The organism is Pseudomonas migulae (assembly GCF_043225285.1).
GTDB lineage: Bacteria > Pseudomonadota > Gammaproteobacteria > Pseudomonadales > Pseudomonadaceae > Aquipseudomonas > Aquipseudomonas migulae_C.
The window spans coordinates 3,362,838-3,377,959 of record NZ_CP171224.1 but is presented as its reverse complement, the minus strand read 5'-3'; the positions used below and the strand labels follow the sequence as shown (position 1 = coordinate 3,377,959).

Sequence of the window (15,122 nt, the reverse complement as noted above, 5' to 3'; positions counted from 1 at the left end):
CATAGCCCCCCACAAATCCAGGGCTCAGTGCTTATTTTTTCTTCAGGCAATCACTCATGAACGCCTTGCGCTCGTCACCCTTGAGCGCCTTGGTCGCGGCATCGGCGTTGCAGTTCTTCATCTTCTCCTGCTGCGGGGTCATCGCTTTCGCGTCGTTGGCCGCCGGCGCGGCTTTGAGGCAGGTACTCATGAAGGCCTTGCGCTCATCGCCCTTGAGGCTTTTGGCGGTAGCGTCAGCATTGCAGGTGGTCATCTTGTTCTGTTGGGCCGTGGCGGCGAAACCCTGGGAGCAGAGCAGCAAACCGATCATCAACAAAGGGACACGCAACATCTTCATGGAGTTTTCTCCTTGTTGCCGCACCGAGGGGCGCGGCCTCGTTCTGGAGTGTAGACAACGCCTGTTACACATTCCTGCTCTCAAGGTGGCTGCGGCGATACTGTTCCGGCGTGCAACCGGCCTGACGCTGGAACATCGCGATAAACGCCGAGCCGGTGCTGTACCCCATGTCGAACGCGATCTCCTGAATGCTGCGCCGGCTGTCCAGCGCCTCGATCGCCGCCAGAAAACGCAAGCGCTGTCGCCACTCGCCGAAACTCATCCCCAGCTCACGCACGAACTGCCGCGCCAGCGTGCGCTCGCTGACATGGATCTGATCAGCCCACGCCGACAGCGGCCGGTTATCTCCGGGCTCCGCCTGCAAGGCTTCCAGAATGCCGAGCAGGCCGGGACTGCTGGCGTAGGGCAAATAGCATTCGTGGACGGGCGCCTGCTGCAGCTGATCCACCAGCACTTGCGCCAGGCGCTGGTCGGCCTCGTGCTCGGGAATCTTCACGTCGCGGGCGGCGAAATCCTTGAGGATCGCCTTGAGAATGTCGCTGATCGCCAGCGTACAGGCCTGTTGCGGCAAGGCCTGGCACAGCGCTGGCGAAAGGCAGACCGCGCGGTAGTTGATCGGCTGGTTGCTGTAGAAACTGTGCTCGATCTGCGGCGGCACCCACACGGCGTATTGCGGCGGCGACATGAAGCGGCTGGCGCCGATTTCCATGTGCAGGACACCGTTGGCCGAATACTCCAGCGTGCCCCACGGGTGACGGTGAGCCGAGGCGTATTCGTGGCTGTTGAAATCGGCGTAGCGGAAGTACACCGGCGAAGGCAGTTCGGTGAAGTCCAGCAGATCGATGTGTTTGCTGTTCATGCTGTCCGTCATCAGGGGCGGGTTGTCTGGTTCGAAGTATAGGCTTTCATCCAGACAGGCGATAATCAGCCCTCATTAACGTTCTGGTTTTTTCCGATGCAATACGCTTATCCCCTGCTGGCCATCTTCATTTGGGCCGGCAACACCGTAATCACCAAGATGTCGGCCGGCGCGATCTTCCCGGCCGAGATCGGTTTTTACCGCTGGCTGCTGGCCGGCTTGCTGTTCACGCCGTTCATGCTCAAACCGGTGATCGCCCATTGGTCGGCCATTCGTCCGAACCTGGGCAAGATTTTCGTCCTCGGCGTGCTGGGCATGGCGGTTTATCAAAGCCTGGCGTATTTCGCCGCGACCCTGACGTCGGCCACCAACATGGGCATCATCCTGTCGCTGATGCCGTTGATGTCGCTGGCCATGGCGATTGTCAGTCTCGGTCAGCGCCTGACGGCGGGGGCATTGGCCGGTGCGGTGTTGTCGTTCGCCGGGGTGTTGGTGGTGGTGTCGTCCGGCAGCCTCGGCACACTGATCGAACATGGGGTGAACCTGGGCGACGCAATGATGCTGATCGCCACCCTGGCCTATGCGATCTACAGCACGTTGCTGAAAAAGTGGCAGCTGCGTTTGCCGCCGCTGGTGTTGCTGTATTTGCAGGTGTGGGTGGCGGTGGTGGTGTTGTTTCCACTGTTTGCCGTGTCGGCGAAAACCGGGCTGACCGCGCAGAACATCCCGCTGGTGCTGTACGCCTGCCTGCTGGCTTCGATGATTGCGCCACTGGCGTGGATGCAGGCCGTGGTGCGCCTGGGGCCGAGCCGGACGACGCTGTTTTTCAATTTGCTGCCGGTGATCACCGCGCTGATTGCAGCGGTGGTCCTGCGTGAGCAGCTGGCGATGTATCACTTGGTGGGCGGGATGTTGACGTTGGGTGGGGTAATTGTTTCCGAACGCTGGACCATGGTTTTAGGCCGTAAGGTTCGCGTCGCCTGACCTGACGCCATCGCGAGCAGGCTCGCTCCCACAGGTTTTGCGTCGAACTCATTAGCTGCGTTCGACGCAAAACCTGTGGGAGCGAGCCTGCTCGCGATGAACGATAACGCTGTCTAAACCCCGGCAGCCTTCAACCGCGCCGCATGCTCGACAAACAGACGGATCGGCTCCGCGCCCTTCCCCACCAGCCCCAGCGACTGGTTGACGATGTCGAAATGATCCAGCGGATACTCATCGCCGATCACCGTCCCCAGATGCGAGCTATAGCGTCCGACCATCCCGTCGCAATGCCCGGCTTCGCGCACGAAGAGGCGGGCAAACAACCGACAACTTCGATTCGTCCCGTCGAACAGATTGCGCCCGCGATCGGTCTTGCCAGGCTGCAACGTGCCGGACCACGAGTAATAGCGCACGCCATTGACCTCTTCCGGCCCGTGCCCGCCCCAAGTTTCCGGCAGTCCCTGTGGATAACGCTGATTGAACAGCGCCACGCCCGCCGTCGTCAGCGATTCATGGGACGCGTGGATATCCACCGGAAGCTTCGGCCCGCGATAGCCGGTTTCCAGCAGGCTCATCAACGCACCGACGATGCGCAGAAGAAACGCCAGCAACCGCCCTTTCACGCTGTCCGCCGGGTAGTGCTTGTGCAGGTAATCGGCCAGTTCCGAACCATGATTGGGACCCGCCACCGAGGTCACCGACGCCACCCGATCCGGGCGTTTCGCCGCAGCGTAACGCGCCGTCAACGAACCCTGGCTGTGGCCGATCAGGTTGACCTTCTCGGCACCGGTCTCGCGCAGGATCTCGTCGATCCGCGCCAGCAGTTGTTCACCGCGCACTTCAGTCGAGTGCAGCGGCGAAACCTGCACCGCAATCACCGTCGCCCCTCCCTGGCGCAACGCCTCCACAATCCCATACCAGTACGGATAGAGCACCAGACGGATAAACCCGAGCATTCCCGGGACCAGCACCAACGGATAACGCGTGGCGGAACCTTGCGACATGGGTGGACATCCTTGTGATCGGTGAGGTGACGCAAGGCTGGATGCAAGACATCAGCCAAGCATCGGCATCAAAAATGACAACTCGACGACCAGTCTATGACAACCACCCTATTTCAACCCCGCCACCCCCGCCACGATCAAGCCGACCGACACCAGCTTGACCGCCGTCAGGCTTTCGCCGAGCAGGGCAAAGCCGAGGAACACCGTGCCCAGTGAACCGATGGCGGTCCAGATCGGGTAGGCGATGCTGACGGGCAGCTCGCGCATGGCCAGGGTCAGGAAGTAAATCCCGCCCACCGCGGCCACGACCGTAATCAGCGACGGCCAGGGCCGGGTGAAGCCTTCGGCGTATTTCATGCCCATGGCGAAGGTGACTTCGAACCCGGCGGCAATCAGCAAAAACACCCAGGCCATCTAGAGCTCCCTGGCCAGCGCCAGCAGCCGCTGTTCGGCCTCGGCGGCGGAGACCTCGAAGGTGCGTGCGGCGGACTCTTCGCCTTCGGCGGCGACCACGGTGACGTCAGTGACGCCGATGAACCCCAGCGCCGTGCGCAACAGCGTGTCGGCATGGTTCAACGCTTCCAGCTCACCGCCGGGACCGAAACCGAACCCGCCGCGACTGGTGACGATCAGGGCTTTCTTGCCCTGCACCAGCGGTTCGTACTGCGCGACGCCATTGTCCAGCGTGTGATTGAAGGTCAGCCCGAGCCGCACGATCTGATCGATCCAGGCCTTGAGTCCGCTGGGCACGCTGAAGTTGTGCATGGGCGTGGAAATCACCAGCAAATCGTGGCCAAGCAATTCGCCCACCAGCTCATCACTGAACGCGAGATCGGCCTGCATCGTCAGCGGCCGTGCCTCGGGTTCGGGATAGAAGGCGGCCGCGACAAACGCTTCGTTGACCGGCGGAATCAGCGCCCGTCCGACTTCGCGACGGGTCAATTGGGATTGGGGATGACGCGCCTGCCAGGCGCCCAGAAACACTTCAGCCAGGCGCCGGGAATGGGAACGCTCTCCCCGTGGGCTGGCATGAATGGCAAGAACTCTGTTCATCTGAATCTCCTGAGGACTACACTCGAACGGCGTGTGGCGTGGAGATTGAGCTTGCGAACGCCGCATCTCAAATGAGCAAAAATCAGTCAGGGTGAATTCATTTCACCCATGGAGAACCTCATGTTTGCCTCGCTGCCGCTGACCGCCCTGCGCGCGTTTGAATCTGCCTCCAGGCTGTTGAGCTTCAAGGCGGCCGCCGAAGAACTGGCGGTGACACCGACCGCGGTGTCGCACCAGATTCGCTTGCTGGAGAGCTGGCTCGGCGTGCCGTTGTTCGAGCGGCTGCCACGGCAAGTGCGCCTGACCGAGTGCGGCGAGCGACTGTTCCACAGCGTGCATGGCGCGTTGCTGGAAGTGGCGCAGAGCGTCGACACCCTGCGCCCGCAACGCAGCGGCAGCAGCCTGACGATCTCCACTACCGCCGCGTTTGCCGCCCTGTGGCTGGTGCCGCGTCTCGGACGCTTTTATGCGCGGCATCCGAACATCAGTCTGCGGCTCGACACTCATTGCGAAGTGATCGACCTGCATCAGGACGCCAGCGTCGATCTGGCAGTGCGCTACAGCCTCGATGACTATCCAAACCTGTACGGCCTGTGCCTGTTCGATGAGTCGTTCGGCGTGTACGGCTCACCCGAGCAAGTGGCGCTGGCAGCCCGACGGGCGCCGACGTTGATCAGCGTGCGTTGGCATAACTCGAAGCTGTACGCCCATGGCTGGGAAGCCTGGTGCGCGCAATCCGCTGAAACCTGGCTGACAGGGCAACCGGCGGTCCGGGAATACGACGAGGAGCACTACGCATTGCAAGCCGCCATTGCCGGACAAGGCCTGGTGCTGGCGAGCAATATTCTGGTGTCAGAGAGCGTGGCGAGCGGTTTGCTGGTGGCTTACCGAGGTGAAGTCCAGGTAAACGGTGCGGGTTACAGCGCGCTGTGCGTTCCGGGCCGGGAACGCCATCCGCCGGTCCGGGCGTTTTTTGCCTGGTTGCAGGAAGAGGCCGCGTTGTCGGGGTTACTGCCAAGATCTCAGCCTGCGCGCGTAAGCATCCTGACGCTGGGAGAAGTGCATACCCAATGATATATCGAGGACGCCGCCATGAACCACGGCAACTAACAACGACAACTATCCACCCCAAAACAAGTCAACTTCTGCGCATATAGTTACAATCGCCAACTGGACTCAAAACATAAGTTCTTTAATATTTAAAAGCCAGACAACAAGTCTGACCACACAAATAAAGGACTATAGTATGCACATTGAAGAACGCCTTGAATTCGTAGACTCGCTCCCCGCCCTTCCGGCAGCATTAAAACCCCGGGCATTTTCCGCAAACAATGTAATCACACCTATTGACCCAAACAAAGAAAGTGGCACTGTCGGCCCGGAAATGGTGAACATTTACATGCCGGGTGTTTCGGAGCAGAACCGGGAAGATGTCGACAATTGCAAGTTATTGGTACAGAACGCCGCCAGCCAACTTTACGACCCGATCAAAGAGCTTCATCAGTGGTACACCTATTACATCAACAGCCTGGCCAAGCTCGGGTGGGTGACTCAAGCCTTCCAGGTTAAAAGCCAGACCATCAGGAACAGTGGGCTGACCATGGACATACTGGCCGCTTACGTGTTGCAAGGGTTAGTGGGGTCCAACGCTCCCAAACTGTCCCAGTTGGCCGCCAAGGCAGTAGAGGGCGTCAAAAGCGATCAAGGCCTGATCAATATCTACAACCACAAGGCCAACGTCGGGTCCGACGCCAAGTTTGACATGTCGCCGGTATGGCAGACACCGCAGGGCTCTCCGATGATGGTCCTCAATTGCAATACGTTGAATGTCCGCGAGAGCACTCGCGGGATTCTTTTCTGGAAGTCGACCACCCAGTCGACGGCTATCAGAACAGCTGCACAGGCTTCTTACTTGAATCTGGCAGTCTACGACCGAATTCGTTACTCGGTTCTGGACAAACTCGGCCAGGCTGCCGAAGACTACCTTGAAGGTATTCCAGGTTTTCAGTAATCAAAAACCATTGTAACAGGGAGAGCTCGTGATACTTCGCGAGCTCTTTTAACGACAAAACAAAAACAAACGAGAACAACGATGCCTTACAGCACAGCGGATATTTATATTGTCGATGGAAACATCACCCTCTTTCTTGGTTCGCATTCGGAGACATTCAAACAGGACATTCTGCATTCAAGCCTGCTCGCGAATTTGGTTTCCAACTCCCAAAGCATTGCTTCCGAGAACTGGCTGAGCGCCTATAAAAAAGCCTTGGGCAATTTATTCTGGATAACTAAAAGTTCTGGCAATCAACTGCTTAAAAAACAGCCGGCAAGCATCATAAAATTTGCCACGCCCACCTTATCCAGTCTTTTATCAGCGACCGAACTCAAGCAACTGTCCGACGCCTTTGGCACCATAAAGAATTTGCCAGAAGACTCTGACGCGCTAATTGCGCTGTTGAACAAAATTCAACATGGCAGCGACAACGCCAACACGGTCTGTCCGTTACTGACGGTGATCGCTGCCAACAAGACCATCATTTCACTTCGCCCGGTCTTCGACACAATCCACCCGGTGAACATCGCCATTCTTGACGAAGAGCTCTCTCAAAAAGAAGTACTCAGCGGGCCGCAGATCACCCTATGGGTAACGTATCTGGCAGAGGAAAAATACGTGTCGGTCCGCAATAAAATCATCGAGAAACTGGGAAGCAAGATCACTACCCACCTGCATCACATCCCGCCTTACGAGAAGACAGCCCTCCTCGATGCCTGACCATTTGACTGCGCGCTATCGGGTCACCATCCGCCGATAGCGTGCTCAAGCGTCACGTCAATCAGCCTTTAACGGTCTTCGGCGCCTTGCCCGCCTTCATCTGCTCCAGCAATGGCGCGCACTGGTTCGGCTCGCCACCGCTCGGCGCAACCAGTGCCAGCAACCCTGCCGCCGGCGCAGCAATCACACCCAGCGCGACCATGCCGGCCCCGCGCAGTAAGAGCGGTACGGCCTTCACACCGGCATCGGGCTTGATGAACTTGCCCCGCACATAGAGCGGCGAACGCAACGAAATCAGGCGCCAGCCCTTGGATTCCGGCGTGATGGTCAAGTCCAGCTGTTCAGTCGCCATGTTCGCCGTGCCATCGATGTAGATAATCGCGTTCTCGGTATCGAAGACGAACAGTCGTGTGGTCGTCAGGCCGGTCTTGATATCGAAGTCGGCCGCCGCGCAGTTGATCTTCACTTCCTTGTCGCCAAAGATCTTGCCCACTACATAGTTGCCGACGTTAAGCCCGGCCAGCTCCATCAACTCACGGCTGATGGCGCCATCGTTGATCAGCATCTTCAGGTTGCCATTGGCCGAGCCCAGCAGTTTCGCCACCGAGTTGCCCCGGCCAGTGATGTCGGCATCGCCATTGAGCTCGCCGAAACTGGTCTTCATCGGTTCGAAGGTCGGGAACAGTTGCTTGAGCTTGAAGCCACGCGCCGTGAGCTTGGCGTTGCCTTCCAGCGGCTCGGTGCGGCCGTTGAGGCGAATCTGCGCATCCAGCTTGCCGCCGGCGACGCCGAAACGCAGGGGTTCGAGGCTGAGCACGCCATCGGTCAACACCAGGTGGGTATAGAGGTCGTTGAACGGCAGTTTTTCACTGTGGACGATGCGCTTGCCGGTGAATTCGACATCGGCGTCCATGTCGCGCCAGCGCTCAGTCTTGAACTCCTCGACCGGCAACACCTTGTCCGCGGGTTGTTTGCTTTCACCGCCGCGGGCCTTTTGCTTGGCGTTGGAGTCGGCACCGATCAGCGGCGCCAGGTCGGCGAACAACAGTTGATTGGACAGCAGCGAACCACTGAGCTTCGGCCGTGGCTGACTGGCGACGTAGGCCAGGCTGCCATGGATGTCGCTCTGGCCGATCTTGCCGTTGAACTCTTCATAGCGGAACACCGCGCCGCCCGGCTCATGCAGCTTGGCGATCAAGTGACCGTCGGTGGCGTAAGGCGGCGTGTCCGGCAGGGTCACGCCGGTGAGAGGATAGAGGTTGCCGAGGCTGCTGCCGGCCAGTTTCAGGCGCAGGTCCAGCGCTCCGAGGTTGAGCGGATCGGTCAGTGTGCCTGCGAGCTCGACACTGGTGTCGGCGATCTTGACCTGGGCCTGCAGCGGGAACGGCCGGGCCGAATCCTGCAGGGCCAGCAGGCCGCCGATCTTGCCGTCGCCCGTGAGTTTCTGGCCGTGGTACTGGCCTTTGACCTTCAACGCAAATGCGTAGTCCTGAGGTGCAGCGCCCTTCTCCTGCGCGCTTTTCGCGGCTTTGTCGCCGACGATATCGCTGAACGGGATCGGTTTGCCCAGCGGGTCGATAATCAGGTCGAGCTGGGTTTTCAGGTTCTGGTCGTCGAGGGTGACATGGCCCTTGTCGAAGCCGATAGCGCCGATGTCGACCACCCAGCTGGAGGGTTCAGCGTTCGGGTCTTTGGGGTCGAATTTGAACGTCCAGTTAGCGCGGCCATCGGCCAGGCGCTGGAGGTCGGCATTCGGTTCGGTCAAATCGATGCGCGGGATCGTCACACGTTGCGCCAGCAGGGCCAGCGGTGAAATGCGCAGCTCGACACGCTTGAGCGTGACCATCTGCGGCTGCTTCGACCAGTCCGGGTTACCGAGGCTCAAATCCTGCGCCACCACATGCGGCCACGGGACCCAGGCGCGCCAGCCACCTTCGTCGAGCTCGCGCCGCCAGACCACGGACAGGTCGCCATTAATAGCGAAGGTCCGGTGCAGCTCTTCGGAGACTTTGGTGTTGATCGTCGGTTTGATCCGGTTCCAATCGAAGAACACGATGATCAGAACCAGTATCGCCAGCAGCACAACCAGGCTGGCGAAGGTCCATGCAAAAATTTTCGGGGTGCGCGTCATTGCACAGGGCTCCTGAATACGACTGAGCGCCCTGACAGCGACGCCTGTGTGAAACGTTAGGCCAGAACCGGCCTGCTACTAAACGTGGGACTGGGAAACGGCGCGCAGGTTTAACCGAAATGCGGCTTAACGCTCAAATAATCGGCCGCGATCACTCTACCCCCAGACCCAACGTTACCGACCCCGCACTTTTGTGCGGCGCGAGTGAGTCGAAAATACCCACCGCGGTGCAAAACAGCTCCCCGGAAACGCCCGGTCTAGAGCCCTCCAGCGGAACAATCAATTCCGTTGATTATTACCATTGCGTTTATGAACTTTTATATCGACTTATCGAGAGTAGCATTGCACTCGTACCCACTTTAAAGCCCTCCCATGGAGCACCCGATCATGAAACGCCAATTACTGCTTAGCCTTTCCCTCTCACTGCTGGCCAGCACCGCTTTCGCTCTGCCAGCCGCTGACCAGGCAACCCCACAAGTCAAAACCAGCCACTCGGTGTTCAGCCAGACCGTTGCTGCCGATGGTTCCGACCGTACTCCACAAGGCCAGACCCTGGCTGAAGGCGGTAACGATCGCCTGAAAGAAAAAGGCCTGATCACTCAGGATGGTTCGGATCGCACTCCACAAGGTCAGACCCTGGCTGCTGACGGTTCCGATCGCACTCCACAAGGTCAAACCCTGGCTGCCGACGGTTCCGATCGCACTCCACAAGGCCAAACCCTGGCTGCTGACGGTTCCGACCGCACCCCACAAGGCCAAACCCTGGCAGCTGACGGTTCCGATCGCACTCCACAAGGCCAAACCCTGGCTGCCGACGGTTCCGATCGCACTCCACAAGGCCAAACCCTGGCTGCCGACGGTTCCGATCGCACTCCACAAGGCCAAACCCTGGCTGCTGACGGTTCCGATCGCACCCCACAAGGCCAAACCCTGGCTGAAGGTGGTGGTGACCGCGTGATCGAACGCAACAGCGCTCTGAGCTAAGCCCATGGCGGCCCTGAAAAAAAGCCCAATCCACGGATTGGGCTTTTGACTTTATAGAAGCAGCATTTCCCCGCTCGATCTCCCGATACACGTTCGACGCCGGCAAAGCCGATTTGCTAGAGTGCGCCGCTGTCCTGTCCAGAAAAACACCCTTGCGATGCTGCCCCGCGCCGAACAGAAACAACAAACCCGCAACGCCCTGATGGACGCTGCCCGTCACCTGATGGAATGCGGCCGAGGATTCGGCAGCCTGAGCCTGCGCGAAGTGGCGAAAACCGCCGGCATCGTCCCCACCGGTTTCTACCGGCATTTCGCCGATATGGATGAACTCGGCCTGGTGCTGGTGAGCGAAGTCGGCCAGACCTTCCGCGAAACCATCCGCCTGGTGCGCCATAACGAATTCGTCATGGGCGGCATCATCGACGCCTCGGTGCGGATCTTTCTTGACGTGGTGTCGGCCAATCGCTCGCAGTTCCTGTTCCTCGCCCGTGAGCAGTACGGCGGTTCATTGCCGGTGCGCCTGGCCATCGGCCGCTTGCGCGAAGACATCAGCTCGGACCTCGCGGCCGACCTGTCGCTGATGCCAAAGCTGCAACACCTGGACATCGCCGGCCTGAGCGTCATGGCCGACCTGATCGTCAAAAGCGTATTTGCGACCTTGCCCGACATCATCGACCCACCGGCCGAGGCGCTGCCCGAGCATCTGACGCCACAGGCGAAAATCACCCAGCAGCTGCGGTTTATTTTTATCGGCCTCAAACACTGGCAAGGCCTGGGCAGTACGGAATAACCTCAGCTGCGCACGCAACACCGATCCCCCGTAAACGCCGATCTCCTGTGTAGGAGCCGGCTTGCTGGCGATTCAAACGACACGGTGCAGCTGACCCACCACCGCCCTGTAGGAGCCGGCTTGCCGGCGATGGCGCCCGTCAGCCAACAAAGATGTCGTCTGACCCACCGCGATCGCCGGCAAGCCGGCTCCTACACGGATCTGCGGTGAATGCGGGATCGCTAACAATCTGGAGCACACCTCGCGCCGTCATTTGGTGCGCCCTTCCCGGACTCGCACCAAATTGCCGCAGCATTCTGAAACACCATCCCTGTTCTGACAGGCATTTCCTACACTTCCCCCGATTGGCAAGCCCCTTGCTCTAGCCTCAGCAATGTCCATTGCTGGAAGCTTTCCGATGCTGGTGATTCATCGCAGAATCGACCCTCAACCCGTCTGGGCCGCCGAGTTGCTCCTGACCTTCGAAGCCCGGAGCAAAAGCCGTTTGCGCTGTTTCAGTGCCGAGGGTGAAGACGTCGGGTTGTTTTTGGAGCGCGGCCAGCCGCCGCTGTATGACGGCGAGTGCCTGCAAGCCGAAGACGGTCGTGTCGTGCGCGTCTGCGCCCGCCCCGAACAATTGCTGCACGTCACCTGCGCCAACGCTTTCGAGCTGACCCGCGCGGCTTATCACCTGGGCAACCGCCACGTCGCCCTGCAAGTGGGTGATGGCTGGCTGCGCCTGCTCGACGACTACGTGCTCAAGGCGATGCTCGAACAGCTGGAGGCGAAGGTCGAACATATCGAAGCGCCGTTCCAGCCGGAACACGGCGCGTACGGTGGCGGCCATCACCATTCACGCCACGGCGACGAGGACTTCAACTACCCGCCGAAACTGCACCAGTTCGGCGTGCGCCTGTGAACCCGGCCTGGGCGCTGCTGCGCCTGGCCAGTCCGCAGTTGCCGATTGGCGGCTACAGCTATTCCCAAGGGCTGGAGATGGCGGTGGATAACGGCCGGGTGAATGACGCCGATAGCGCGCGCCGCTGGATCAGCGATCAACTGCTGCTGAACCTCGCGCGCTTCGAAGCGCCGCTGCTACTGGCCCACTGCGTGGCCGCCGCCGACGAACGCTGGGATGAGCTGTTGCAGCGCTGCGAAGAACACCGCGCCAGCCGCGAGACCCGCGAGTTGCATCAGGAGAGCCGGCAAATGGGTTACTCCTTGCAGCAACTGCTCAACGGTTTGCCGGAACTCGATGCCGCGGCCCGCGCCTTTCTCGAACAACGCCCCGAACCGCACCTGGCCCTCGGCTGGTCGCTGGCCGCGCGCGCCTGGCGCATCAGCCCGCAGGACGCCCTGGCCGCGTGGTTGTGGAGCTGGCTGGAAAACCAACTGGCCGTGCTGATGAAAACCCTGCCGCTCGGCCAACAGGCTGCGCAGCGCCTGACCAGTGAACTGCTGCCGCTGCTGCAAGAAGCCCAGCAGAACGCCACCCGAATCAACCCCGAACACTACGGCAGCGCCGCGTTCGGCCTGTCCCTGGCGTGCATGGCCCATGAGCGCCAGTACAGCCGCCTGTTCCGTTCCTAGGACAGCTTATTTTGGAGAATCATATGAACACACAACCTCTGCGCGTCGGCATCGGCGGCCCGGTCGGTTCCGGCAAAACCGCCTTGACCCTGGCTTTGTGCCTGGCCCTGCGCGACCGCTACAACCTGGCCGTGGTCACCAACGACATCTACACCCGCGAAGACGCCGATTTCCTGGTGCGCAACGAAGCCCTAGCCCCGGAGCGGATCATCGGCGTGGAAACCGGCGGCTGCCCGCACACGGCGATCCGCGAAGACGCGTCGATCAACCTCGAGGCCGTCGACCAGCTGAATCGACGCTTTCCGGGGCTGGACCTGATCCTGGTGGAATCCGGTGGCGATAACCTCTCGGCCACATTCAGCCCGGAACTGTCGGACCTGACGATCTACGTGATCGATGTGTCGGCCGGCGACAAGCTGCCGCGCAAGGGCGGGCCGGGAATCTGCAAATCCGATCTGCTGGTGATCAACAAGGTCGATCTCGCGCCGCTGGTGGGCGCATCGCTGTCGATGATGGACAGCGACACCCAGCGCATGCGCAACGGCAAGCCATTCGTTTTCAGCAACCAGAAAACCGGGTTGGGGCTGGAAGACATTATCGCGTTCATCGAACGCCAGGGCCTGCTGACCGCGGCCTGAAACTGAACAACCTTTATCAACAAGGAAGCTTATCCATGACATTGAAACGCATCCTGGGCGCCCTGGCCCTGCTGCTGACCCCGGCCATCGCCTTCGCCCACCCCGGCCACGGCGATAACGGCCTGCTTGCCGGCGTCAGCCACCCCATTGGCGGACTCGATCATTTGCTGGCAATGGTTGCCGTCGGTTTGTGGGCCGCTCAGCAAAAAGGTGCCGCGCGCTGGGCACTGCCGTGCACCTTCGTGGGCACCATGCTGATCGGTGGCCTGCTCGGTTTTGAAGGGCTGAACCTGCCGGCGCTGGAAAGCGGCATTGCGGCATCGGTGCTGGCGCTGGGCCTGGCGGTGGCCCTGGCCGTGCGTCCACCGTTGAGCATGGCAGTGGGCGCGACCGCCTTGTTTGCACTGTTCCACGGCGTGGCGCACGGACTGGAGTTGCCGGACATGTCGAGCCCTTGGGCGTATGCCGCCGGGTTTGTGGCGGCGACGGCAGCGTTGCATGCGGCGGGTTATGCGGTGGTGAGAGTGTTGCCGCAGGCGGCGGCGCCGTTGGTGCGTCTGGCGGGTGCCGCATCGGCGGCGACTGGGGTCTGGTTGTTGGCGGGTTGATTTTGCAGAGCTTTTGATGACCTCTTCGCGAGCAGGCTCGCTCCCACAATGGATCTGTGCACGCCGTACCAATGTGGGAGCGAGCCTGCTCGCGATGACGGCCTGAAGGACACCACATCTCCAAGGCCTGATAACATGTCGCGCAATCAACCCTGCCGTGACGACGCCAGCCAATGCCGCATGCTCCCCGCTCCACTTCCCAGCCTGAATTGACCGCTCTGTTTGCCTCGGTGCAGCAGCATTTCCAGGACGTGATCGTGCCGCTCTGGCAGGGACCCGGCTGGAATGCCGAACTGGCCTTGCCTTACGAGGCACTGGACGCCGGCCATCAACCGTTGCCTGCCCAGCGTTATCGGGCCATGGCCTGCGCGCGTCAGCTGTATCTGTTTTCCAGCCTGATCGGCCAGGTGCCCGGCGCCGAAACCCGCGCGGCTGCTTTGTTCCGCTCGCTGCAGCAACATTTCCATGACGCCGAGCACGGTGGCTGGTTCTACAGCATCGATCCGCAGGGCGCTCCGCTGGACCAGAGCAAAGATCTCTACACCCACGCCTTCATCCTCTTCGCCTGCGCCCATTATTGGGACAAGGTTCGCGAGCCGCTGGTGGCCTCGGTGCTCAATGCCGTGCTGGAAGTGGTCACGCAGCGTTTCGCTACGGGCGACGGCCTGTACGAAGCCACCCTCGAACGTGACTGGTCGTCGCGCAACAGCGGGCCACTGCAAAACCCGCTGATGCACCTGGCGGAAGCGTTCCTCGCCACGCTGTCGGTGCGTGAAGACGTGGCCGTGCAGGATTTACTGGCCGAGTTATGCACAGGCATGCAGAAACGCTTTATCGATCTACAGCACGGCGTGCTGATGGAGAAACCGCTGGGTGCTGTGGATAACTGGTTTGAACCGGGCCATCAGTTCGAATGGTATTTCCTGCTGGAATCCTCGCCGCTGTTGCGCCGCACGCCTTTGCACGCTTCGCTGGAGCGCGCGTTTGCGTTCACCGAGCAGTCCGGTGTTGATCAATCGACGGGGGCTGTGAAGGCGATGCTCACGCTGGATGGGCATTCGAAGGACGGCACTCAGCGCATCTGGGCTCAGGCCGAATACTTGCGCGCACTGACTTTGCGTCCGGACAGCGATGCCACGTTGTTGCGCCAATTGCAGGCTTTGCAACAGCACGCTCTGCATGCGGGTGGCTGGTATGAATGTCGGGATGAGCATGGCGAAGTGAGCCGGCGGGACATGCCGTCGACCACGCCGTATCACCTGGCGACCTGCTATCGCGGGCTGGCCGATTATCTCGCTGACTGACAGATCGCTATCGCGAGCAGGCTCGCTCCCACAGTAGATTTTCTTTGGTCACAAGATTTTTGAACAACCGAGATCCACTGTGGGAGCG

At 60.5% G+C, this 15,122-nt stretch carries 17 protein-coding genes; 11 read left to right on the top strand and 6 right to left on the bottom strand.

The genetic code is table 11. The features are described from left to right. Positions 1-31: 31 nt before the first annotated feature. Together ACF6ZU_RS15595 and ACF6ZU_RS15590 are read right to left on the bottom strand one after the other, a co-directional pair. The gene (locus ACF6ZU_RS15595) at positions 32-337 is read right to left on the bottom strand and encodes a PsiF family protein (protein WP_392885062.1); all 306 of its coding nucleotides are present in this window, start codon (positions 335-337) and stop codon (positions 32-34) included. A 64-nt stretch (positions 338-401) separates the two neighbouring features. Then, positions 402-1,196: an AraC family transcriptional regulator gene (locus ACF6ZU_RS15590; RefSeq protein ID WP_392885061.1), complete on the bottom strand. Its 795-nt coding sequence runs from the start codon at positions 1,194-1,196 to the stop codon at positions 402-404. A gap of 96 nt (positions 1,197-1,292) precedes the next feature. Between ACF6ZU_RS15590 and ACF6ZU_RS15585 the strand changes: the two genes are divergently transcribed. Beyond that, entirely contained in the window at positions 1,293-2,180 is an 888-nt protein-coding gene (locus tag ACF6ZU_RS15585) for a DMT family transporter (protein ID WP_392885060.1), read from the top strand. Positions 2,181-2,293: 113 nt separating this feature from the next. On the opposite strand, the gene ACF6ZU_RS15580 is transcribed toward ACF6ZU_RS15585, so the two are convergent. From ACF6ZU_RS15580 to ACF6ZU_RS15570, 3 genes are all read right to left on the bottom strand, one after another. Then, positions 2,294-3,184, bottom strand: coding sequence for a lipase family alpha/beta hydrolase (locus ACF6ZU_RS15580; protein ID WP_392885059.1), 891 nt, complete (start codon positions 3,182-3,184; stop codon positions 2,294-2,296). Between the two features lie 108 nt (positions 3,185-3,292). Continuing rightward, positions 3,293-3,598, bottom strand: a complete 306-nt coding sequence (locus ACF6ZU_RS15575; RefSeq protein ID WP_392885058.1) for a DMT family transporter — start codon at positions 3,596-3,598, stop codon at positions 3,293-3,295. Continuing rightward, a complete protein-coding gene (locus tag ACF6ZU_RS15570; RefSeq protein ID WP_392885057.1) occupies positions 3,599-4,237 on the bottom strand; it encodes an FMN-dependent NADH-azoreductase in 639 nt (212 codons plus the stop codon). Between the two features lie 108 nt (positions 4,238-4,345). Between ACF6ZU_RS15570 and ACF6ZU_RS15565 the strand changes: the two genes are divergently transcribed. From ACF6ZU_RS15565 to ACF6ZU_RS15555, 3 genes are all read left to right on the top strand, one after another. Beyond that, a complete protein-coding gene (locus tag ACF6ZU_RS15565; protein ID WP_392885056.1) occupies positions 4,346-5,311 on the top strand; it encodes a LysR substrate-binding domain-containing protein in 966 nt (321 codons plus the stop codon). A 172-nt stretch (positions 5,312-5,483) separates the two neighbouring features. Beyond that, entirely contained in the window at positions 5,484-6,248 is a 765-nt protein-coding gene (locus ACF6ZU_RS15560; RefSeq protein ID WP_392885055.1) for a hypothetical protein, read from the top strand. A gap of 81 nt (positions 6,249-6,329) precedes the next feature. Next, positions 6,330-7,010 (top strand): hypothetical protein, encoded by a 681-nt coding sequence (locus tag ACF6ZU_RS15555; protein ID WP_392885054.1) that lies wholly within the window; start codon positions 6,330-6,332, stop codon positions 7,008-7,010. A 61-nt stretch (positions 7,011-7,071) separates the two neighbouring features. On the opposite strand, the gene ACF6ZU_RS15550 is transcribed toward ACF6ZU_RS15555, so the two are convergent. Next, the gene (locus ACF6ZU_RS15550; RefSeq protein ID WP_392885053.1) at positions 7,072-9,141 is read right to left on the bottom strand and encodes an AsmA family protein; all 2,070 of its coding nucleotides are present in this window, start codon (positions 9,139-9,141) and stop codon (positions 7,072-7,074) included. Between the two features lie 387 nt (positions 9,142-9,528). On the opposite strand from ACF6ZU_RS15550, the gene ACF6ZU_RS15545 reads away from it, so the two are divergent. From ACF6ZU_RS15545 to ACF6ZU_RS15515, 7 genes are all read left to right on the top strand, one after another. Next, positions 9,529-10,125 carry a hypothetical protein gene (locus tag ACF6ZU_RS15545; protein ID WP_392885052.1) on the top strand — a complete coding sequence of 199 codons (597 nt, stop codon included), beginning with the start codon at positions 9,529-9,531 and terminating at the stop codon, positions 10,123-10,125. A gap of 157 nt (positions 10,126-10,282) precedes the next feature. Beyond that, positions 10,283-10,915, top strand: a complete 633-nt coding sequence (locus ACF6ZU_RS15540; protein ID WP_027921952.1) for a TetR family transcriptional regulator — start codon at positions 10,283-10,285, stop codon at positions 10,913-10,915. A 397-nt stretch (positions 10,916-11,312) separates the two neighbouring features. After that, positions 11,313-11,813 (top strand): urease accessory protein UreE, encoded by a 501-nt coding sequence (ureE, locus tag ACF6ZU_RS15535; protein ID WP_392885051.1) that lies wholly within the window; start codon positions 11,313-11,315, stop codon positions 11,811-11,813. Beyond that, positions 11,810-12,484: an urease accessory protein UreF gene (locus ACF6ZU_RS15530; RefSeq protein ID WP_392885050.1), complete on the top strand. Its 675-nt coding sequence runs from the start codon at positions 11,810-11,812 to the stop codon at positions 12,482-12,484. Before ureE ends, ACF6ZU_RS15530 begins: the two co-directional genes overlap by 4 nt. A 23-nt stretch (positions 12,485-12,507) precedes the next feature. Further along, positions 12,508-13,122 (top strand): urease accessory protein UreG, encoded by a 615-nt coding sequence (gene ureG / locus ACF6ZU_RS15525; protein WP_392885049.1) that lies wholly within the window; start codon positions 12,508-12,510, stop codon positions 13,120-13,122. 35 nt (positions 13,123-13,157) lie between these two features. Next, entirely contained in the window at positions 13,158-13,730 is a 573-nt protein-coding gene (locus ACF6ZU_RS15520; protein WP_392885048.1) for a HupE/UreJ family protein, read from the top strand. Positions 13,731-13,903: 173 nt separating this feature from the next. Beyond that, positions 13,904-15,034 (top strand): AGE family epimerase/isomerase, encoded by a 1,131-nt coding sequence (locus ACF6ZU_RS15515; RefSeq protein ID WP_392885047.1) that lies wholly within the window; start codon positions 13,904-13,906, stop codon positions 15,032-15,034. Positions 15,035-15,122: the final 88 nt, after the last annotated feature.

Bases quoted from the DNA above. Each gene is read 5' to 3' on its own strand.
- ACF6ZU_RS15555 (WP_392885054.1), top strand. From the start codon at position 6,330: ATGCCTTACAGCACAGCGGATATTTATATTGTCGATGGAAACATCACC.
- ACF6ZU_RS15560 (WP_392885055.1), top strand. From the start codon at position 5,484: ATGCACATTGAAGAACGCCTTGAATTCGTAGACTCGCTCCCCGCCCTT.
- ACF6ZU_RS15520 (WP_392885048.1), top strand. From the start codon at position 13,158: ATGACATTGAAACGCATCCTGGGCGCCCTGGCCCTGCTGCTGACCCCG.
- ACF6ZU_RS15595 (WP_392885062.1), bottom strand. From the start codon at position 337: ATGAAGATGTTGCGTGTCCCTTTGTTGATGATCGGTTTGCTGCTCTGC.
- ACF6ZU_RS15590 (WP_392885061.1), bottom strand. From the start codon at position 1,196: ATGAACAGCAAACACATCGATCTGCTGGACTTCACCGAACTGCCTTCG.
- ureG (WP_392885049.1), top strand. From the start codon at position 12,508: ATGAACACACAACCTCTGCGCGTCGGCATCGGCGGCCCGGTCGGTTCC.
- ACF6ZU_RS15580 (WP_392885059.1), bottom strand. From the start codon at position 3,184: ATGTCGCAAGGTTCCGCCACGCGTTATCCGTTGGTGCTGGTCCCGGGA.
- ACF6ZU_RS15575 (WP_392885058.1), bottom strand. From the start codon at position 3,598: ATGGCCTGGGTGTTTTTGCTGATTGCCGCCGGGTTCGAAGTCACCTTC.
- ACF6ZU_RS15565 (WP_392885056.1), top strand. From the start codon at position 4,346: ATGGAGAACCTCATGTTTGCCTCGCTGCCGCTGACCGCCCTGCGCGCG.
- ACF6ZU_RS15550 (WP_392885053.1), bottom strand. From the start codon at position 9,141: ATGACGCGCACCCCGAAAATTTTTGCATGGACCTTCGCCAGCCTGGTT.
- ACF6ZU_RS15585 (WP_392885060.1), top strand. From the start codon at position 1,293: ATGCAATACGCTTATCCCCTGCTGGCCATCTTCATTTGGGCCGGCAAC.
- ACF6ZU_RS15545 (WP_392885052.1), top strand. From the start codon at position 9,529: ATGAAACGCCAATTACTGCTTAGCCTTTCCCTCTCACTGCTGGCCAGC.
- ACF6ZU_RS15515 (WP_392885047.1), top strand. From the start codon at position 13,904: ATGCCGCATGCTCCCCGCTCCACTTCCCAGCCTGAATTGACCGCTCTG.
- ureE (WP_392885051.1), top strand. From the start codon at position 11,313: ATGCTGGTGATTCATCGCAGAATCGACCCTCAACCCGTCTGGGCCGCC.
- ACF6ZU_RS15570 (WP_392885057.1), bottom strand. From the start codon at position 4,237: ATGAACAGAGTTCTTGCCATTCATGCCAGCCCACGGGGAGAGCGTTCC.
- ACF6ZU_RS15540 (WP_027921952.1), top strand. From the start codon at position 10,283: ATGCTGCCCCGCGCCGAACAGAAACAACAAACCCGCAACGCCCTGATG.